General features: G+C 67.4%; 16 protein-coding genes. 6 read left to right on the plus strand and 10 right to left on the minus strand.

Annotated elements, in window-relative coordinates; all coding sequences use genetic code 11:
* The first annotated feature begins 728 nt into the window (after positions 1-728).
* Genes NQ204_RS16290 through NQ204_RS16305 form a run of 4 tightly spaced genes read left to right on the plus strand, consistent with a single transcriptional unit; the run spans position 729 to position 5,580 of the window.
* Positions 729-3,014, plus strand: coding sequence for a methyl-accepting chemotaxis protein (locus NQ204_RS16290; protein ID WP_116863646.1), 2,286 nt, complete (start codon positions 729-731; stop codon positions 3,012-3,014).
* 33 nt (positions 3,015-3,047) lie between these two features.
* Positions 3,048-3,917 carry a CheR family methyltransferase gene (locus NQ204_RS16295; protein ID WP_116863648.1) on the plus strand — a complete coding sequence of 290 codons (870 nt, stop codon included), beginning with the start codon at positions 3,048-3,050 and terminating at the stop codon, positions 3,915-3,917.
* On the plus strand, positions 3,914-4,510 hold the full coding sequence (gene cheD / locus NQ204_RS16300; protein ID WP_150455801.1) for a chemoreceptor glutamine deamidase CheD: 597 nt from the start codon (positions 3,914-3,916) through the stop codon (positions 4,508-4,510). The genes NQ204_RS16295 and cheD overlap by 4 nt, the downstream gene beginning before the upstream one ends.
* Positions 4,507-5,580 carry a protein-glutamate methylesterase/protein-glutamine glutaminase gene (locus NQ204_RS16305; protein WP_116863644.1) on the plus strand — a complete coding sequence of 358 codons (1,074 nt, stop codon included), beginning with the start codon at positions 4,507-4,509 and terminating at the stop codon, positions 5,578-5,580. The genes cheD and NQ204_RS16305 overlap by 4 nt, the downstream gene beginning before the upstream one ends.
* A 193-nt stretch (positions 5,581-5,773) precedes the next feature.
* Here the strand turns inward: NQ204_RS16305 and NQ204_RS16310 are convergent, their stop codons facing one another.
* The 6 genes from NQ204_RS16310 to NQ204_RS16335 form a co-directional block, all read right to left on the minus strand.
* Positions 5,774-6,664, minus strand: a complete 891-nt coding sequence (locus tag NQ204_RS16310; RefSeq protein WP_256644419.1) for an amidohydrolase family protein — start codon at positions 6,662-6,664, stop codon at positions 5,774-5,776.
* On the minus strand, positions 6,664-7,686 hold the full coding sequence (locus NQ204_RS16315) for an amidohydrolase family protein (RefSeq protein ID WP_256644420.1): 1,023 nt from the start codon (positions 7,684-7,686) through the stop codon (positions 6,664-6,666). Before NQ204_RS16315 ends, NQ204_RS16310 begins: the two co-directional genes overlap by 1 nt.
* Before the next feature lie 23 nt (positions 7,687-7,709).
* Positions 7,710-8,993, minus strand: coding sequence for a carbohydrate porin (locus NQ204_RS16320; RefSeq protein ID WP_165835705.1), 1,284 nt, complete (start codon positions 8,991-8,993; stop codon positions 7,710-7,712).
* A gap of 87 nt (positions 8,994-9,080) precedes the next feature.
* Complete coding sequence (gene dctA, locus NQ204_RS16325; RefSeq protein ID WP_256644421.1) at positions 9,081-10,394, minus strand: C4-dicarboxylate transporter DctA; 1,314 nt, start codon at positions 10,392-10,394, stop codon at positions 9,081-9,083.
* Positions 10,395-10,437: 43 nt separating this feature from the next.
* Entirely contained in the window at positions 10,438-11,493 is a 1,056-nt protein-coding gene (locus NQ204_RS16330; protein ID WP_256644422.1) for a 4-oxalomesaconate tautomerase, read from the minus strand.
* Positions 11,486-12,157: a 4-carboxy-4-hydroxy-2-oxoadipate aldolase/oxaloacetate decarboxylase gene (locus NQ204_RS16335; RefSeq protein ID WP_116863638.1), complete on the minus strand. Its 672-nt coding sequence runs from the start codon at positions 12,155-12,157 to the stop codon at positions 11,486-11,488. Before NQ204_RS16335 ends, NQ204_RS16330 begins: the two co-directional genes overlap by 8 nt.
* 101 nt (positions 12,158-12,258) lie before the next feature.
* On the opposite strand from NQ204_RS16335, the gene NQ204_RS16340 reads away from it, so the two are divergent.
* A complete protein-coding gene (locus NQ204_RS16340) occupies positions 12,259-13,506 on the plus strand; it encodes a LysR family transcriptional regulator (RefSeq protein ID WP_256644423.1) in 1,248 nt (415 codons plus the stop codon).
* Between the two features lie 141 nt (positions 13,507-13,647).
* Positions 13,648-14,019, plus strand: a complete 372-nt coding sequence (locus NQ204_RS16345) for a hypothetical protein (protein ID WP_256644424.1) — start codon at positions 13,648-13,650, stop codon at positions 14,017-14,019.
* Positions 14,020-14,092: 73 nt separating this feature from the next.
* Here NQ204_RS16345 and acnB read toward each other — a convergent pair whose 3' ends face one another.
* From acnB to NQ204_RS16365, 4 genes are all read right to left on the minus strand, one after another.
* Positions 14,093-16,684: a bifunctional aconitate hydratase 2/2-methylisocitrate dehydratase gene (gene acnB / locus NQ204_RS16350; protein ID WP_116863634.1), complete on the minus strand. Its 2,592-nt coding sequence runs from the start codon at positions 16,682-16,684 to the stop codon at positions 14,093-14,095.
* Between the two features lie 40 nt (positions 16,685-16,724).
* On the minus strand, positions 16,725-17,123 hold the full coding sequence (locus tag NQ204_RS16355) for a type II toxin-antitoxin system VapC family toxin (protein ID WP_116863633.1): 399 nt from the start codon (positions 17,121-17,123) through the stop codon (positions 16,725-16,727).
* 6 nt (positions 17,124-17,129) lie between these two features.
* Positions 17,130-17,354, minus strand: coding sequence for an AbrB/MazE/SpoVT family DNA-binding domain-containing protein (locus NQ204_RS16360; protein WP_256644425.1), 225 nt, complete (start codon positions 17,352-17,354; stop codon positions 17,130-17,132).
* A 65-nt stretch (positions 17,355-17,419) separates the two neighbouring features.
* The gene (locus tag NQ204_RS16365) at positions 17,420-18,844 is read right to left on the minus strand and encodes an OprO/OprP family phosphate-selective porin (protein ID WP_256644426.1); all 1,425 of its coding nucleotides are present in this window, start codon (positions 18,842-18,844) and stop codon (positions 17,420-17,422) included.
* Between the last annotated feature and the right edge of the window lie 35 nt (positions 18,845-18,879).

The raw sequence follows: 18,879 nt of genomic DNA on the forward strand, positions 1-18,879 counted from the left end.
CCCCGGCCCCGGCCCCGCGCGTGGCCGCCCCGGCAACGGCACCGGCCGCACCGCCGGCACGTCGCAGCACCGGCGGTCGCCCGATGGCTGCCGAGCTGGCGGACGGAGACTGGCAGGAGTTCTGATTCCTGCTGCCGCAGGCTTTGAAGACGCCCTGGCCCCGCGCCGGGGCGTTTTTGTTTCCGGGGTTCCCGTGTTTCCGGTTCGACAGCCAACGGCGAAGCCCCTCGGGGTGGATGCGCTTTGTGCTGCGATTCTGAGGTTGGCCGGGCGGGTGGATTGCGCGGGGGACGCTGCAAGTCCCCCTCCGGGGCCCGGCCCAGCCGCTGGCGGCTGTGCGTTCGGGCGCTTGCGAAGCAGTGCTTCGCAAGCAAAGCGCCCTCCCCCCTGTAAGCTCGGTCGCCGCTTGCTCGTGTGCGCTGTCCTGCGCACACGAGCAAGGCGCCTACGAGCTACATGGACGTATTCACCGCGTGTCCCGCCTGCCCACCCCGGCCCGCCTCCCTCGACATAGAGAAACGCCGACAGACCGCTGTTGCCGTTGCTTTCGCCGTGGCTTCAAAGAGCCTGCCGCAGGCAGCGCCGCAGCCGCCGCTGCAAGGAACCCTGAATACCCAAAGTGCGTAACCCTCAAATCTCCCCGCTCCCGGCCGATAACCGTTCTGTCACGGCCTGCCGCGCCCTGACCGGTACTGGCGCCGCCCGCCCGTCTCGACCTGGTCTGCTTCATGAACCTCCTGCATCGCTGGCAACACTACTTCAGCAACCTCTCCGTCCGGCGCAAGCTCAACCTGCTGACGCTGCTCATCGCGATCGGCGTGATCGCGCTGTCGGTGATCGCCGCCCGCATGCAGTACCTGGACCTCACCAAGACCCGCAAGGACGCCCTGAAGACCCAGGTCGAACTCACCTACGGCGTGCTCGACCACTACAAGCGCCTGGCCGAGAGCGGCGAGCTCAGCGAAGAAGCCGCCAAGGCCTCCGCCCTGCAGGCGCTGAACGTGATGCGCGCCAATCACGATGCCGATTACTACAACGTGCTGGATACCCAGTACCGCGTGCTGATGCACCCGTTCGCGCCGAAGCGCGTCGGCACCGTGCAGAAGGATTACACCTCCGATGACGGCGTGCCGATCTACTACCTGCAGGTCGGCATGGCACGCCTCGGCGGCGGCTTCACCTACTACAAGACCGGCAAGCCCGGCAGCGAAGGCCTGATCGACAAGGTCACCTATGCCGGCATGTACGCACCGTGGCAGTGGGTGGTCACCACCGGCGTCTACATGGACGACGTGCAGCACGAAGCCTGGGCCTTCACCGGCGTGATGACCGTGGCCGGCGGCGTGCTGGTGCTGATCGTGCTCGCCCTGAGCTGGATCATCGGCAACCGCATCGCCGGCCCGCTGAAGCAGGCCACCGCCGTTGCCGAAGGCATCGCGCGCGGCAAGCTCGACAGCCACATCGGCCCGCAGCCGCATGACGAAACCGGTCGCCTGCTGGAGGCCATGTCCGGCATGCAGCAGCAGCTGCACGCGGTCATCAGCGGACAGCGCGAGATGGCCCGCCGCCACGACGATGGTGAACTGAGCTATCGCATGGACGCCAGCGCCTTCCCCGGCGAGTACGGCCTCATGGTGCAGGAGACCAACACCCTGGTCGGCAGCCACGTGCAGACCCTGCACGACGTTCTGGACGTGGTGAAGCAGTACGCCGTCGGCGACCTCAGCCGCGACGTCGCCCGCTACCCGGGCGAGAAGGCCGCCATGACCACCACCGTGGACACGGTCAAGGCCAACCTCGGCCGCATCAACGCAGAGATCAAGCAGCTGGCCGCTGCAGCCGCCGCCGGTGACTTCAGCCGCCGTGGCGATACGCAGCACTTCGATCACGATTTCCGCCTGATGCTGGAAAACCTCAACGCGATGATGGCGGTCAGCGATGACAACCTCGGCAAGCTCTCGCAACTGCTGTCGGCGATCGCCGAAGGCGACCTGACCACGCGCATGCAGGGTGACTATCAGGGCGTGTTCGCCCGCATGCGCGACGATGCCAACAGCACCGTCAGCCAGCTGACCCAGATCGTCGGCCAGATCCAGGCCAGCGCCTCCAGCATCACCCTCGCCGCCGGCGAAATCGCCTCGGGCAACAGCGATCTGTCGCGCCGTACCGAGCAGCAGGCTGCCAACCTGGAGGAAACCGCAGCGTCGATGGAGGAACTGACCTCCACCGTGCGCCAGAACGCCGAGCACGCCCGCCAGGCCAACCAGCTCGCCATCGGCGCTCAGGGCGTGGCGTCGCAGGGCGGCAGTGTGGTCAACCAGGTGGTCACCACCATGTCGGCCATCGAAGCCTCCTCGAAGAAGATCGCTGAAATCATCAGCGTCATCGACGGCATTGCGTTCCAGACCAACATCCTGGCCCTGAATGCCGCGGTGGAAGCAGCGCGTGCCGGTGAACAGGGCCGCGGCTTCGCCGTGGTCGCCAGCGAAGTGCGCACGCTCGCCCAGCGCTCGGCCGCCGCAGCCAAGGAGATCAAGGGCCTGATCGACGACTCGGTCGGCAAGGTCGCCGAAGGCTCCAGCCTGGTGCACCAGGCCGGCAGCACCATGGGCGAGATCGTCGCCTCGGTGCAGCGCGTCACCGACATCATGGCCGAGATCTCCGCCGCGTCGCAGGAACAGTCCGCCGGCATCGAGCAGGTCAACCAGACCGTGGTGCAGATGGACGAAACCACCCAGCAGAACGCCGCACTGGTCGAAGAAGCCACCGCCGCCGCACGCGCGATGGAAGACCAGGCCGCGCAGCTGGCCGACGCCGTGGCGATCTTCCGCCTCGACAACCAGGTGGCCGCTGCCGTGAAGGCGGTCACCGCCCGCGTCGCGCCGGCACCCGCCGCGGTGGCGCGTCGCCCGCAGCCGTCCACCGCACCGACGCCGGCCCGACGTTCCAGTGCCAGCCCGTCCTCCAGCTCCAGCTTCGTCGCCCCCAGCGACGGCGACTGGCAGGAATTCTGATCCCGGCGGCGGCTTGTGCCGCCGCCCCCGCCGATGGACACGTCCCCCGTGAACAGTCCCACCCCCATCGTCACCGGCCCCCGCGAATTCGAGTTCGCCGACCGTGATTTCCGCCGTGTCTGCGACCTGATCTACCAGCGCGTGGGCATCGCCCTTGCGCCGGCAAAGCGCGACATGGTGTACGGCCGCCTGTCGCGCCGCCTGCGTACGTTGGGCATGCGCAGCTTCCAGCAGTACCTGGACCATCTGGAACAGGACGGCGGCGATGAGTGGCAGGCGTTCACCAACGCGCTGACCACCAACCTCACTTCGTTCTTCCGCGAGCCGCACCACTTCGACAAGCTGCGCGAGGAACTGCAGCAGCGCTCCAGTCGCAGCCCGCTGTTGCTGTGGTCGTGCGCCGCTTCCACCGGTGAGGAGCCCTACTCCATGGCCATCACCGCCTGCGAGGCGTTCGGTACGTTGAAGCCGCCGGTGCGCATCGTCGCCACGGACGTCGACACTCAGGTGCTGGCCACCGCCAGCCGCGGCGTCTACAACATCGACCGCGTCACCAATCTCGACCCGGACCTGCGTCGCCGGTACTTCCAGCGCGGCAGCGGTCCTAACGAGGGCCAGTGCCGGGTGCTGCCCGCCCTGCACGAACTGATCGACTTCCGTCCGCTGAACCTGCTAGCCCCACGCTACGACGTCGGCGGTCCGTTCGACGCACTGTTCTGCCGCAACGTGATGATCTACTTCGACAAGCCGACCCAGCGCGCCATCCTCGGCCGCCTGGTGCATCACCTCAACGATGACGGCCTGCTCTACACCGGCCATTCGGAGAACTACCTGCACGCCGCCGACCTGATCCAGCCCTGCGGCCGCACCCTGTACCGCCGCGCACAGGGGGCCGGCGCATGAGCGCCGTCCTGCGCACCGACGAGGTGATGCGTTATCAGGACGCGCGGTTCAAGACCGTCGCCGCCAAGCTGCTGCCGACCCAGTACCTGGTGGTCGATGACACCACCGCGCTGACCACCACGCTGGGCTCCTGCGTGGCCGCCTGCCTGCGCGATCCGGTGCTGAAGATCGGCGGCATGAACCACTTCCTCCTGCCCGAAGGCAACGCCGGCGACGGCGCGCCCGCGCGCTACGGCAGCTATGCGATGGAACTGCTGATCAACGACATGCTCAAGCGCGGCGCACACCGCAAGCGCATCGAAGCCAAGGTGTTCGGCGGCGCCAACGTACTGAAGGGCTTCACCAGCAATCCGGTCGGCACGCGCAATGCCGAATTCGTACGCCAGTACCTGCAGGCCGAGCACATCCCGATCATCGCCGAAGACCTGTGCGGCATCCATCCGCGCAAGATCTGGTTCTTCGCCGATACCGGCCGCGTGGTGGTGCAGCGCCTGCCGCATGCGCACGAAGCCGAGGTGGCCGCGACCGAATCGGCCGTGCGTGCGCGCCTGTCCAGGGCCCCGGTCACCGGTGGCGTGGAGCTGTTCGAATGAGCCTGCCCGGCAACGCCCCCTGCCGGGTCCTGATCGTCGACGACTCCGCCGTCGTACGGCAGATGCTGACCGAGATCCTGTCCAGCGATCCGGGCATCGACGTGGTCGGCACCGCCGCCGACCCGCTGCTCGCACGCGAGAAGATCAAGCGCCTGGCCCCGGACGTGATCACCCTGGACGTGGAAATGCCACGCATGGACGGTCTGGCCTTCCTGGAAAACCTGATGCGCCTGCATCCGCTGCCGGTGGTGATGATCTCCTCGCTGACCGAGCGCGGTGCCGACACCACGCTGCAGGCGCTGGCCCTGGGTGCGGTCGATTTCGTTTCCAAGCCCAAGCTCGATGTGTCGCGCGGCCTGCAGGCCTACGCCGATGAGATCATCGCCAAGGTCAAGATGGCCGCCCGCTCTCGCGTGCGCCCGCTGGTGCGCACCGCCGCACCCAAACTCATCTTGGATGCGGCGCCGTCCGTGCGCCCGGCCGCGCCGCAGTTCCGCACCACCGACCGCCTGATTGCGATCGGCTCGTCAGCCGGCGGCACCGAAGCGCTGCGCGTGGTGCTGGAAGGCCTGCCGGCCGACGCCCCGGCCGTGGTGATGACCCAGCACCTGCCGGCCAGCTTCAGCACCGCCTTCGCCGAACGCCTGGACCGCCACTCGGCGATGGCCGTTCGCGAGGCGAGCGACGGTGAAGCCGTACTGCCCGGCCATGCCTACCTGCCGCCCGGCGGCAAGCACCTGCGCATCATCCGCGACGGTGCGCGCTGGCGTTGCCGCGTGGATGACGGCCCTGCAGTGAACCGGCACAAGCCAGCAGTGGACGTGCTGTTCCGCTCGGTGGCGCAGGCCGCCGGTGGCAATGCCATTGGCGCCATCCTCACCGGCATGGGCGACGACGGCGCACGCGGCCTGCTGGAGATGCGCCAGGCCGGCGCCCCGACCTTGGTGCAGGACGAAGCCACCAGCGTGGTCTGGGGCATGCCCGGTTCAGCGTTCAAGCTGGGGGCGGCGGAGGAGCAGGTTCCGCTGGAGCGGATCGCCGGGCGGCTGCTGGCGCTGGCGCGCGGCTGAAATAGATCCACGCCATGCGTGGATGCCTTTGGAGAGCCGAGCCCATGCTCGGCTCAAGGCCCCCCGCAGAAAGCAGCCGAGCACAGGCTCGGCTCTACGGCCAGAGACAGACCGCGCCGGTTGCCCCACGTAGAGCCAAGCCCACGCTCGGCTCAAGGCACCCCGTAGAAAGCAGCCGAGCGTGAGCTCGGCTCTACCCGCCCCAGTACAACCGCATCGGGTTGTCCACCAGCAGCTTCTGCTGCAGCTCCGGCGTCGGCGCGATGTGCGGAATCACATCCACCAGGCGCCCGTCATCGGGCATGTGGTCCTTCATGTTCGGGTGCGGCCAATCCGTGCCCCACAGCACACGATCGGGGAAACGCTCCACCAGGTGCCGCGCGAACGGCACGACGTCGGCATACCCCGGCGGCCCCACCCGCGACAGCCGCTCCGGGCAGCTGACCTTGCTCCACACGTTGCCGTGCTCGGCCATCAACTTCACGAAGCGTTGGAACTCCGGCCCGTCCACCGGCTGGCTCACGTCCGGCCGGCCCATGTGGTCGACCACCACCGTCGTCGGCAACGAGGTGAAGAACTTCCAGCGCTCGCCCAGGTCGGCGGCTTCGAAGTACACCACCACGTGCCAGCCCAGCGGCGCGATGCGGTCGATGATGGCGCGGTAATAGGCATCCGGCTTGGGATCGACCAGCCGGCGCACGAAGTTGAAGCGCACGCCGCGCACGCCCGCTGCATGCAGCTGCTGCAGCTCCTCGTCGCTGACCGTATCGCGCACGGTGGCCACGCCACGGGCCAGGCCGCCGCTGGCCTGCAGCGCATCGACCAGGGCGCGGTTGTCGGCACCATGGCACGTCGCCTGCACGATCACGGTGCGACTGAACCCGAGAAAATCCCGCAGCGCGAACAGCTGCGCCTTGCCCGCGTCGCAGGGCGTGTACTTGCGCTCGGGTGCATACGGGAATACATCGCCCGGACCGAACACATGGCAGTGCGCGTCCACCGCACCTGGCGGCGGTACGAACGTCGGGCGGCTGGGGTTGGCGCAGTAGTCCAGCCAGTCGGCATCCTTCTGGAACGCGGCCATCACAGCCCCCTCGCCTTCAGCTGTGCGTCCAGCCGCGGGTAGATCCGCCGCGCGTTGCCTTCGAACACCTTATGGCGATCGCCCTCGGACAACGGCAGCGCATCCACGTAGCGCCGGGTGTCATCGAAGAAATGGCCGGTCTGCGGGTCGATGCCACGCACCGCGCCCACCATTTCCGAACCAAACAGGATGTTGTCGATGTCGATCACCTCGAACAGCAGGTCGATGCCGGGCTGGTGGTACACGCAGGTATCGAAGTAGACGTTCTTCATCACGTGCTCGGCCAGCGGCGGCTTGCCCAGCATGTCCGCCAGGCCCCGGAAGCGGCCCCAATGGTACGGCACCGCACCACCGCCATGCGGGATGATGAAGCGCAGCTCCGGGAAGTCACGGAACAGATCGCCCTGCAGGAACTGCATGAAAGCGGTGGTATCGGCGTTCAGGTAGTGCGCGCCGGTGGCGTGGAAATTGTCATTGCAGCTGCCCGACACGTGCACCATGGCCGGCACGTCCAGTTCCACCATCTTCTCGAAGAACGGGTACCAGGAACGATCGGTCAACGGCAGGCCATCCCAGTGGCCGCCGGAGGGATCGGGGTTGAGGTTGCAGCCGACGAAACCAAGCTCGTTCACGCAGCGCTCCAGCTCGGCCACGGAACGCGCAATCGGTACGCCTGGCGACTGCGGCAGCTGGCACACGCCGATGAACTGATCCGGGTACAGCTGCACCACCCGCGCGATCAGGTCGTTGCAGTGGCGCGTCCACTCGGCGCTCACCTGCTCGTCGCCGATGTGGTGGGCCATGGTGCTGGCGCGCGGCGAGAAGATGGTCATGTCCGCACCGCGCTCGCGCAGCAGGCGCAGCTGGTTGGCCTCCACGCTGTCGCGCAGCTCATCGTCGCTGATCGTGGGATAGACCGCCGCCGGCAGCGAGCGGTCGTTGAAGTGGGCCACCTGCGCCTTGCGGAACGCATCGTGGCCGGCGGGGGCCGTGGTGTAGTGGCCGTGGCAGTCGATGATCATGCGGGATCTCCTGGGGCGATGGATCACCAGCCGAACAGCTGGGCGAAATGCACATCCACGCGCAGACCGACAATCAGCGCATCGGGGATGTTGGTGGTGCGCGTTGGCGCGTAGATCGGGTCTGGATTGATGACGTACTGCAGGTTCGGCATCAGGCGGATGCCCTTCTTCACCGCCCAGCCGTAGCTGAGCTCGGTGATGATTTCGTCGGCATGCGGTGCACCGGTACCGCCGTAACGGTTGCGGCGATCACGCAGGAAGCCGATCTGTTCGTCGCTGAAATGCGTGTTGGAGACGAACATGGCCAGGGTGTCCTGGTCGCGGCCGGCGAAGGTGCCGGTCTTGACGAAGCCCGCCGACACGAAATGATCGACCGGCGCCTCGTTGCCGGTATTCACGTAGACCCGGCCAAACACGGCCAGGTTGCGCTTGCCCTCGCCGCGCCAGACGGTCTGGTCGCCCATCGCGTACACGCCCATGCGCGCACCGTCCTGTACGGCCGTCGGCTTGCCGGTCAGCGCCGCCGAATTGCCGTTGGCATCGAAGTACGAGCTCTTGCCACCATCACTGTTGCGGTACATGCCGATGCGGTAGGTACGCGGCAGGCGATCGTTCGCGAAGGACGTCTGGTAGCCCACTTCGTAGGCGCTGATGGTGCCGGTGCCCTCGCCCACCGAGAAATCCAGGCCGTTCTTGCCGGGCTTGTTCAGCTCGTTGTTGTAGTCGAACACGCCCGCCTGCGCATACCAGCGGTCATTCACGTCGTAGCGCACGAGGCCGGCCCAGGACGAATTCGGGTAGGCAGTGATGCCCAGGTCGGTGATCGCGCCATAGGGCGTCAGGCACATCGCGTTGCTCATGAACACGCAGTTGAGCGGCGAGTTGTTGAAGTAGCTGTTCACCGGCGCACGGCCGGCGAGGATGCTCAGGCCATTGTCGAAGCGGTGACGAAGGGTCAGCCGGGTCAGGCGGCCGCCGGCTACCGGTCGCCAGGTCTGCTGTGCGCTGATCGAATTGCCGATCTTCTCGCGCGCCAGGTTGCGCCCGGCGAACCAGGCCCACTGTGCATCCACCTCGGTGCCGTGCACGCCGAACAGTTTGTCCAGGTCGAACTTCGACTGGGCCATCACCCAGTACGAACCTTCGGTGCCCTGTTCAACACCGCCCACCGGGTTGTGGGCCACGTTGCCGACCAGGTCCAGGGTCAGGTCGATGCCCTCGGGGATGCTGCGTTCAGCGGCGAACGCAGGCGTTGCCAGTGCGCTGGCAAGCAGCAGGTACAGCGGGGTACGCAGGAACTGCGACATGTTCTCTCCCTTCCCGGCGCCGCCGGCGCCAGGGTGATGCATTCAGTGGAGGCCACCGCAGTGGCCGTCAGGACTCAGGCCATTGCCTCAGGCGGGCTGCACGCCGAGCAGGCGTTGCCGGGTTCGGCGGGTGCCGATCTGCGCGGCCATGGTCTTTTCATCCAGCTTGCCTTCCCACTTGGCGATCACCAGCACGGCGATGGCATTGCCGATCAGGTTCACGAAGGTCAGGCCTTCAGCCAGGATGCGGTGGATACCGAGGATCAAGGCGATGCTGGCCACCGGAATGGTGCCGGTGGTGCCAAGGGTCGCCGCCAGCACCACGAACGCCGCACCGGCCACGCCCGCAGCACCCTTGGAGGTCAGCAGCAGCACGGCGATCAGGCCCAGCTGGTGCCACACGGTCAGTTCGGTATTGGTGGCCTGGGCAAGGAAGATCGCCACCGTGGTCAGGTACAGGCAGGTGCCATCCAGGTTGAACGAGTAGCCGGCAGGAATCACGAAACCGACCACCCCCTCTTCGCAGCCCAGCTTCTTCATCTTCTCGATCAGGCGCGGCAGCACCGTTTCGGTGGAGGTGGTGGCCGCAACGATGATGATCTCGTCGCGCAGGTAACCCAGCAGGCGCCACAGACTGGCACCGGTCCACCAGCACACGCTGCCCAGCACCAGCACGGTGAACAGCCCGCAGACCACGAAGAACTCGATGATCAGCTCGCCGAGCGACAGCAGCGAGGCGGCACCGAACTGGCCTACGGTGAAGGCGATGGCACCAAACGCGCCGATCGGTGCCACGTACATGATGTAGCCGATGATCTTGAACAGCGCGCCAGAGGCGCTCTCGATCACGTCCATCACCGGCTTGCCGCGCTCGCCAACGGCAGCCAGGGCCACGCCGAACAGCACGGCCACGAACAGCACCTGCAGCACGTGCGCCTCGGTGAACGCGCTGACCAGGGTGTTGGGGATGATGGCCATGATGTAGGCCACGATCGACTGGTCATGGGCGGTGTGCACATAGCCCTGGATGCTGGCCATGTCGATGGTCGCCGCGTCGATGTTCATGCCGGCGCCGGGCTTCCACAGATCCACCGCCACCAGACCGACGATCAACGCGAGGATGGTGATCCCCTCAAAGTAGATCAGCGACTTCAGCGCCAGCCGGCCCACGCTGCGCATGTCGCGCATGCCGGCGATACCGTGCACCACGGTGACGAAGATGATCGGTCCGATCATCATCCGGATCAGCTTGATGAAGCCATCACCCAGCGGCTTCATCGCCGAACCCAGGTCCGGCTGCAGCCAGCCCAGCAATACGCCTATCACGGTGCCGGCCAGCACCTGGAACCACAACTGGCCAAAGATTCCAAAGCGGCCCGGCCGCTTCCCTACCACGGTCATAACAACCCTCCCAGGTCGCAGAGAATAGAAAGGCGCTGCCTGTTCAGTCGAACAGTTCGCCGTCGAACAGCTTCCGTGCGGTGCGCAGCATGGCCGCGCGGGCCACCTGGCCGTCCTCGTCCAGTTCAATCACGCAGGTGGTGGCCCCGCTGGGGTGCTCCACCGCCAGGGTCTGTACCTGCCCGCCCGGCAACCGGGCCAGTGCACGGGCCGGCGAGCCCGGCAGCAGGCAGGCCGTCGCCACCGTCACCGCGCCCAGCACGCCGATGGAGGCATGGCAGCGGTGCGGAATGAACGAGCGCACGCAGATCGCGCCGCCGTCGGCCGGTGCAGCCAACAGCATCATCTTGGGCACCGACTTTTCCGCCACGTTGCCGAGGTTCATCTTCGGCCCCGCCTGCAGGCGGATCGCCTCCAGGCGGGCCTTCAAAGCCTCGTCGGCGTCCAGCGTGGCGCGATCCTCGTACCCGCTGATGCCCAGGTCCGACGCGCGCAGCACCACGCAGGGCATGCCGTTGTCGATCAGGGTGGCCCGCACGCCGTCAATCACGTCTACCGTGTTGCCGGTCGGCAGCAGCGCGCCGCAGCTGGAACCGGCGGTGTCCTCGAAGGCCAGTGGCACCGGTGCGGCGGTACCCGGTACGCCGTCAATGCGCGCGTCACCGGCGTAGCTCACCACGCCACCCGGTGTCTGCACGCTGGCCGTGGCCAGGGTGTCGGTGTTGGCCATGAAAATGCGTACCTCGGTCACCCCGTCGCGCGCTGCCACCAGGCCGCGCTCGATGGCGAACGGCCCCACACCCGCCAGCATGTTGCCGCAGTTCTGCGCGTCACTGACCAGCGCCTGGTCGACGAACACCTGCAGGAACAGGTAATCGACGTCGGCATCCTTGCGCTGCGAGGGCGAAACCACGGCGACCTTGGAGGTCAGCGGATCGCCGCCACCCATGCCGTCGATCTGGCGCACATCCGGCGAACCATAGGCGCGCAGCAGGAAGGCATCACGCGCGGCGGCATCGGCCGGCAGGTCCCGGGCGAGGAAGAACCCGCCCTTGGACGTACCACCGCGCATCCACATCGCGCGCACGCCCTCACTCATAGCGCAGGCCCTTGGCAGCCAGGCGCTCGCGCATGGCGTAGATGTCCAGACCGAGTTCGCCACGCGCCAGTCGCTCGCGCTTGTCGGCCTCCCGTGCTTCGCGTGCCTGCGCTTCGGCGGCCACCCTGGCCGCATCGGCGCGCGGCACGATGCACACGCCGTCATCGTCGGCGATCACCACGTCACCCGGATTCACAAGGGCGCCGCCACAGACCAGCGGCACGTTCACCGAACCCAGGGTTTCCTTCACCGTGCCCTGCGCGTGCACCTCCCGGCTCCACACCGGGAAGCCCATCGCGGTCAGCTCGCGCACATCGCGCACGCCGGCATCGATGACCAGGCCGCGGCAGCCACGAGCCTGCGCCGAGGTCGCCAGCAGGTCGCCGAAGTAGCCATCGGTGCAGTCGCTGGTCGGCGCCACCACCAGGATGTCGCCCTCGCCGAGCTGCTCGATGGCCACGTGCATCATCCAGTTGTCGCCCGGCGGCACCGAAACGGTGACCGCACTGCCGGCGATGCGCGCGCCGCTGTAGATCGGGCGCAGCCGCGGGTGCAGCAGGCCGCTGCGACCCTGTGCCTCATGCACGGTGGCCACGCCGGCCTCGGCCAGTGACTGGATCAGCGCCGTTTCGGCGCGCTCGATGCGGGTGATGACGCGGGACATCCATCCATCCTTCGTTGGCGATGGCGCAGTCTGTTCCGCGTCATGCAGACCCCTCAAGATCGTTTTTCGTCCAACCCATTCAATCTGGTTATAGTTGTGCCATGAATGGACTGCCCGAGCTGAACCTGAAACACCTGCACGCGATGGTGGCGGTACACGTGCACGGTGGCATCAGCGCGGCCGCGCCGCACCTCAATCTGTCCCAGCCCGCACTCACCCAGGCCATCGCGCGGCTGGAACGTCAGCTGGATGCACCGCTGTTCGACCGCCAGCCCGGCGGCATGGTCGCCACGGAGGCGATGCGCCTGCTGGCACCGCGCATCGAACGCACCCTCGCCTACCTCGCCCGTGGCGTACGCGCGGCCCGGCGTGCGGCGCGCCTGCCTGCACTGGCAACCATCGAACGGCGGCTGACACTCAGCCAGCTGCGCGCCCTCAACGCGGTGGACAGCGCGGGCAGCTTCACGCTTGCGGCAGCGCGCGCCGGGGTTTCGCAGCCGGCCATGCACCGCGCGGTGCGCGAACTGGAAGCGGTGATCGAGGTGCCCCTGCTGCAACGGCGTGGCAAGGCCCTGCTGGCCACGCCCGCCGCCACCCGCCTGCTGCGCTGGGTCCGCCTGGCGCTTTCCGAGCTGGCCACCGGTCTGGACGAACTGGCCGCCACCCGTGACCAGCACAGCGGCCGCCTCGCCATCGGAGTGATGCCGCTGGCGCGCGCCTTGCTGCTGCCGCAGGCACTGGCCCGGTTCGCACGCGCCTGGCCGGGCGCCACGGTGAACGTGGTGGAGGGCCCGTTCTCGGAGCTGCTGTCCGACCTGCGCGAAGGCAGCCTGGACCTGCTGGTCGGCGCCATGCGCGACCTCAGCGCGGTGCCCGACGTGGTGCAGGAAGGCCTGTTCGACGATGATCCGGTCATCGTCGGCCGCGCCGATCATCCTCTCGCCGCGCAGCTGCCGTGGCGTTTCGAGCAACTGCTGGACTATCCGTGGGTGATCCCGGCCACCGGCGCGCCGGTGCGTGCACGCTGGGAGCGGATGTTCCGCGACAACGGCCACGAGCCACCTGTGCTGCGCATCGAATGCGGCTCGCTGGTGATCACCCGCGGCCTGCTGCTGGAGGATGACTGGCTGACCTTGATGTCACGCGACCAGTTCCTGATCGAACGCCAGGCCGGCCTGCTGGCCGAACTGGGCCTGGCCGGCCGCGCCCTGCGCCGCCGCATCGGCCTGACCACCCGCGCCGACTGGCACCCGACGCGTCCGCAGCAGGCGTTCCTGCAGACCTTCCGCGACGTCTGCGCCGAACGCAGCAGCGACGGCCCGGACGCCTGGCCGTTCCGCTATCGCTGACCCCGCGCAGGGCGCCATCTGACGGACGCCAGTGTAGAGCCGAGCCCACGCTCGGCTGCCCGATGGGGCCAACAAGCCGCCGAGCATCGGCTCGGCTCTACAGTGTGCTTTGATGACAGCTCTGCACAAGGAAGGCCGCGCATGATGAGAAGGAATCGGAAGGCCGCGCTGGCGGCCGTGCTGTTGTCACTGCCCCTGGTGCCTGCAAGCGCCAGCGGCGATCTGTTCTACTTCGAGGCCGGCCAGGGCGACGTGGTCTTCACGCTGATGCTGGTCGGCCGTGAGGATCCCGGCGCGGTCAACGTCAGCTGGAAAGGTCTGTCGATTCCGCAGCCTGCCAACGTGCAACGCCGGTATTACATCGAATTCGATCGCGCCCGCCGTCAGGCCCACGTGCGACCGCTCCGCCACGACGGATTGCCCTGGTTCGAAATGGACGTCTCCGGCAAGCACGGCAACGTGCTGATCGACGGCCGTCGTCTGCAAGGCAGCGCAGACTGGACCGTGCAGTAGCGGATGCCGCCCACAAAAAACCCCCGGCTTTCACCGGGGGTTCTTCGTTTACATCATCAACCGATCAGCAGGATCAGGCAGCGACGGTCTTGGCCACGTCCTGGTATTCCTCGATCTGGTCGAAGTTCATGTAGCGGTAGATCTCCGCGCCGCTCTGGGCGATCACGCCCACATCGGCCATGTACTCGTCCTTGGTCGGGATGCGGCCCAGACGCGAGCAGATCGCGGCCAGTTCGGCCGAACCCAGGTACACGTTGGTGTTGCGGCCCAGACGGTTCGGGAAGTTGCGGGTCGAGGTCGACATCGCGGTGGAGCCTTCGCGGATCTGCGCCTGGTTGCCCATGCACAGCGAGCAGCCCGGCATTTCCATGCGTGCGCCGGTGGCGCCGAAGGTGCCGTACACGCCTTCCTTGGTCAGCTCCGAGGCATCCATCTTGGTCGGCGGGGCCACCCACAGGCGGGTCGGCAGGTCGCGCTTGCCTTCCAGTAGCTTCGCAGCGGCACGGAAGTGACCGATGTTGGTCATGCACGAACCGATGAACACTTCGTCGATCTTGGCGCCAGCGACTTCAGACAGCGTCTTCACGTCGTCCGGGTCGTTCGGGCAGGCCACGATCGGCTCGTGGATATCGGCCAGGTCGATCTCGATGACGGCGGCATATTCGGCGTCGGCATCCGGTTCCAGCAGCTCCGGGTTGGCCAGCCAGGCTTCCATCTTCTCGATACGGCGCTGCAGCGAACGCGGATCCTGGTAACCCTCGGCAATCATCCACTTCAGCAGGGTGATGTTGCTGGTCAGGTACTCGATGATCGGTTCCTTGTTCAGGCGCACCGAGCAACCGGCCGCCGAACGCTCGGCCGAGGCGTCGGACAGTTCGAACGCCTGTTCGACCTTCAGCTCCGGCAGGCCTTCGATTTCCAGGATGCGACCGGAGAAGATGTTCTTCTTGCCGGCCTTGGCCACGGTCAGCAGGCCCGACTTGATGGCGTACAGCGGGATCGCGTTGACCAGGTCACGCAGGGTCACGCCCGGCTGCATCTGGCCCTTGAAGCGCACCAGCACCGATTCCGGCATGTCCAGCGGCATGACGCCGGTGGCAGCCGCGAAGGCGACCAGGCCCGAACCGGCCGGGAACGAAATGCCCACCGGGAAGCGGGTGTGCGAGTCACCACCGGTACCGACGGTGTCCGGCAGCAGCATGCGGTTGAGCCAGCTGTGGATCACGCCGTCGCCCGGACGCAGCGAGACGCCGCCACGGGTGGAGATGAACTCCGGCAGGGTGTGGTGGGTCTTCACGTCCACCGGCTTCGGGTACGCAGCGGTGTGGCAGAACGACTGCATCACCAGGTCGGCCGAGAAGCCCAGGCAGGCCAGGTCCTTCAGCTCGTCACGGGTCATAGGGCCGGTGGTGTCCTGCGAGCCGACCGAGGTCATCTTCGGTTCGCAGTAGGTGCCCGGACGCATGCCCTGGCCTTCCGCCAGGCCACAGGCGCGGCCGACCATCTTCTGCGCCAGCGAGAAGCCCTTGCCGTTGTCGGCCGGCTGCACCGGCAGGCGGAACATATCGGTCGGGGCCAGGCCCAGCGCTTCACGCGCCTTGCCGGTCAAGCCGCGGCCGATGATCAGCGGAATGCGGCCACCGGCACGCACTTCGTCGAACAGCACGTCGGACTTGACCTGGAACTCGGCGATCACTTCGCCGTTCTTCAGCGCCTTGCCTTCGTACGGACGGAGCTCGACCACATCGCCGTGCTCCATCTTCGACACATCCAGCTCGATCGGCAGGGCGCCGGCATCTTCCATGGTGTTGTAGAAGATCGGGGCGATCTTCGAACCCAGGCAGACGCCACCGGCGCGCTTGTTCGGGATGTAAGGGATGTCATCGCCGGTCCACCACAGCACGCTGTTGGTGGCCGACTTGCGCGAAGAACCGGTGCCGACCACGTCGCCGACGTAGGCGACCAGGTGACCCTTGTCCTTCAGGTCGAGGATCTGCTGGATCGGGCCGCGCTTGCCGTCTTCTTCCGGAGTGAACGGTGCATCGTCGCGCTTGTTCTTCAGCATCGCCAGGGCGTGCATGGGAATGTCAGGGCGGGTGGTCGCGTCCGGCGCCGGCGACAGGTCGTCGGTGTTGGTTTCGCCCGGCACCTTGAACACGGTGACGGTCAGGCTCTGCGGCACTTCCGGGTTGCTGGTGAACCATTCGGCATCGGCCCAGCTCTGCAGCACGGACTGGGCGTTGGCGTTGCCCGCCTTGGCCTTTTCCTGCACGTCATGGAAGGCATCGAAGACCAGCAGGGTCTTCTTCAGGCCGTCAGCGGCGATGGTGCCGACGCTGGTGTCGTCCAGCAGCTGTACCAGCGGCGCAACGTTGTAACCACCCAGCATGGTGCCCAGCAGTTCGGTGGCGCGCTCGCGGGTGATCAGCGGGTTCTGCTCGCTGCCCAGGGCGATGGCCGCCAGGTACGAGGCTTTGACTTTGGCAGCATCGTCGACGCCGGCCGGCACGCGGTGGGTCAGCAGGTCGAGCAGGAACTCGGCCTCGCCCTGCGGCGGGTTCTTCAGCAGTTCGATGACATCGGCCGTCTGCTGCGCGCTCAGCGGCAGCGGCGGGATGCCAAGCGCAGCGCGCTCGGCGACGTGGTGGCGGTAGGCTTCCAACATGACAACTCCCGGGTAATGCGTAGGTTGAAAAAAAGTGGGCTCAGGCGTGCGGCACGATCAGCTTCAGGCCCTTGAAGTAGTCGCGGTAAAACGTATCGTTCCAGGTGATCAGGCCATCGCACTGCAGCAGTGCATGGGCGCCGACCATGAATTCGTCCAGGCTGCGGCGGCTGCCGCCGCGCTGGCGATGACGGCGGTGCATCTCGCCGGCGCGCAGGGCCGACTTGGCCTCCAGCGCATTGAAGTGCACGCCCATTTCTTCCAGTGCTTCCAGCACTTCGGCGCCGCCGCGCAGCGAGGCGCAGACTTCGGCCAGGGTCGCGCCGCAGACCACCACGCGGCCGCCAACCAGGCTCTGCCGCAGGATGGCTTCCACTGCATCGGCCTGCGGGCCGTTGCTGAGCAGCTCGACCAGGACCGGGGAATCGACGGCGATCATCACGGCTTATTCCTCGTCGCGCACCGAGCGCACGGCCGCATCGGCCGAATCGAAGCCATCAAGCGCGAACTTGCCGCGCGCCCGTGAAATGGCATCGTCAACACTCTTGCGCAGAATGATCCGGCTGCCGTCCAGCTCGACCTTCAGCTGGGTGCCCTTGGTCAGGCCCAGCGCGTCACGCACTGCCTTGGGCAGGGTGATCTGTCCGCGCTCTGCAACGGTGGCTTCCATGGGTAGGCCCTCTTCGGTATGCACGAATTATACATACCGAAAGGGCCATACCGCCAGCCACGTACTTAGAACGCCACCTGCAGGCGGGTATTGAAGGTGGCGCCCTCGTCCCTGCCCTGCCCACTGCCGCTGCGGTTGCGGGTCTGCCAGCGGATCGCCTCGAACATCACGCGGCTGTAGTCGTTCAGGTACCAGTTCGTTCCCAGCGTCCAGGCGTGGCCGGTGCCGCCGGTGGGCAGCTCGGCGTAGTCCACGTCCTCATACCGCGCCTTCAGCTCCCAGGCGCCGGCACCGCCGTCGGTCACCGGGTCGGCCACCTTCACCTTGCCCCAGGTGCCCGCCTTGCCGGAGTAAGCCGGCACCGCGCCCGCCAGGAACCAGCCGGCCGAAACCGCCCAGGCCTGGTGGTCCAGGTCGTAACGGCCGCTGGCGTCGACCCCGCGCAGGTTGCGCGTGCCCCACTCGCCGGTGGCCCACGCCGGGCCGAAGAATCCGGCCGCTTCCAGGCCATGGGCCGTGCTGCGCTCGGCGCCCACCAAGGTGCCCGGGGCGATCTTCACCAGATCGTTGAAGTGCCCGGCGATGGCCGAGCTGCGCAGCACGCCGCTGGCGCCGGCGGCGATCTCCTCATGGAACTCCCAGGCCCCCAGGTGAACGGTAGCGGCCTTGCTGGCCACCGGGTTCCAGTGCACACGGGTCGCCCAGGTCTGGCTGTCGTTGTCGTTGCCGGCGTTGTTCAAGTCGTTGCCCGCCACCGACAGGCTGACGTGCCAGCCCTTGCCGTACACGCGCTCGGTCAGGCCAACGCCGAACAGGCCGCGCTGCGGCAGCATCAGCGTGCCGACCACGTTGCGGTCCGGGAACGGCGTGTTGGAGGTGCTGCTGGAGCCGTCGATGCCGCGGTCGTTCAGGCGGTTGCCCACGGTCAGGTCGGCCGGCAAGCCGAACAGGCGGTGATCGACGGTGGCATAGACCGATTTCCAGGCCACCGCGTTGTCGGCGAAGTCGCCCTCCACCGCCCAGCCGAGGATGCCGTAGCGGCCCTCGGCCCCCAGGCGTACCGAGCGGATCTCGGTGCCGGAGATGTTGCGGTCGGCCACCGACGAGCCGTCGGTAGTGGAGCCATCGACGAACAGGCGGCCGCGCGGGCGGAAGGCCACCTTGCCATCGGCGCTGCTGAATTCCGGAGCGCCCTTGGCCCACGACACCTTGGGCGACTTGGACTGGCTCGACTCCAGCGCGGCCACCCGGGTTTCCAGCGCAGGTGCCGCTGCCGCGACCGGGGCTGCAGCGGCCCCCTGGCCGCCTTCGACCGCGCGCAGGCGGGCTTCAAGCTGCTGGATCTGCAGCGCCTGCTGCTGCACCAGCGCCGAAAGCTCGACCTGGCTCAACGGAGCCGGGGCGGACTGCGCCCCCGCATGGCCGCTGGCCAACAGCAGGCCGAGCGCAACCGACAGCGCTGCGCGGGGCAGCACGGTGTGCTTGTTCATGGGTTCTCTCTCCGGCCAGCCGGCCCCCTGGCCTG

The organism is Stenotrophomonas testudinis (assembly GCF_024499815.1).
Classification (GTDB): domain Bacteria; phylum Pseudomonadota; class Gammaproteobacteria; order Xanthomonadales; family Xanthomonadaceae; genus Stenotrophomonas.

Coding starts and splice junctions, on each gene's coding strand:
- NQ204_RS16290 (WP_116863646.1), top strand. CDS start 729: ATGAACCTCCTGCATCGCTGGCAACACTACTTCAGCAACCTCTCCGTC.
- NQ204_RS16295 (WP_116863648.1), top strand. CDS start 3,048: ATGGACACGTCCCCCGTGAACAGTCCCACCCCCATCGTCACCGGCCCC.
- cheD (WP_150455801.1), top strand. CDS start 3,914: ATGAGCGCCGTCCTGCGCACCGACGAGGTGATGCGTTATCAGGACGCG.
- NQ204_RS16305 (WP_116863644.1), top strand. CDS start 4,507: ATGAGCCTGCCCGGCAACGCCCCCTGCCGGGTCCTGATCGTCGACGAC.
- NQ204_RS16310 (WP_256644419.1), bottom strand. CDS start 6,664: ATGGCCGCGTTCCAGAAGGATGCCGACTGGCTGGACTACTGCGCCAAC.
- NQ204_RS16315 (WP_256644420.1), bottom strand. CDS start 7,686: ATGATCATCGACTGCCACGGCCACTACACCACGGCCCCCGCCGGCCAC.
- NQ204_RS16320 (WP_165835705.1), bottom strand. CDS start 8,993: ATGTCGCAGTTCCTGCGTACCCCGCTGTACCTGCTGCTTGCCAGCGCA.
- dctA (WP_256644421.1), bottom strand. CDS start 10,394: ATGACCGTGGTAGGGAAGCGGCCGGGCCGCTTTGGAATCTTTGGCCAG.
- NQ204_RS16330 (WP_256644422.1), bottom strand. CDS start 11,493: ATGAGTGAGGGCGTGCGCGCGATGTGGATGCGCGGTGGTACGTCCAAG.
- NQ204_RS16335 (WP_116863638.1), bottom strand. CDS start 12,157: ATGTCCCGCGTCATCACCCGCATCGAGCGCGCCGAAACGGCGCTGATC.
- NQ204_RS16340 (WP_256644423.1), top strand. CDS start 12,259: ATGAATGGACTGCCCGAGCTGAACCTGAAACACCTGCACGCGATGGTG.
- NQ204_RS16345 (WP_256644424.1), top strand. CDS start 13,648: ATGATGAGAAGGAATCGGAAGGCCGCGCTGGCGGCCGTGCTGTTGTCA.
- acnB (WP_116863634.1), bottom strand. CDS start 16,684: ATGTTGGAAGCCTACCGCCACCACGTCGCCGAGCGCGCTGCGCTTGGC.
- NQ204_RS16355 (WP_116863633.1), bottom strand. CDS start 17,123: ATGATCGCCGTCGATTCCCCGGTCCTGGTCGAGCTGCTCAGCAACGGC.
- NQ204_RS16360 (WP_256644425.1), bottom strand. CDS start 17,354: ATGGAAGCCACCGTTGCAGAGCGCGGACAGATCACCCTGCCCAAGGCA.
- NQ204_RS16365 (WP_256644426.1), bottom strand. CDS start 18,844: ATGAACAAGCACACCGTGCTGCCCCGCGCAGCGCTGTCGGTTGCGCTC.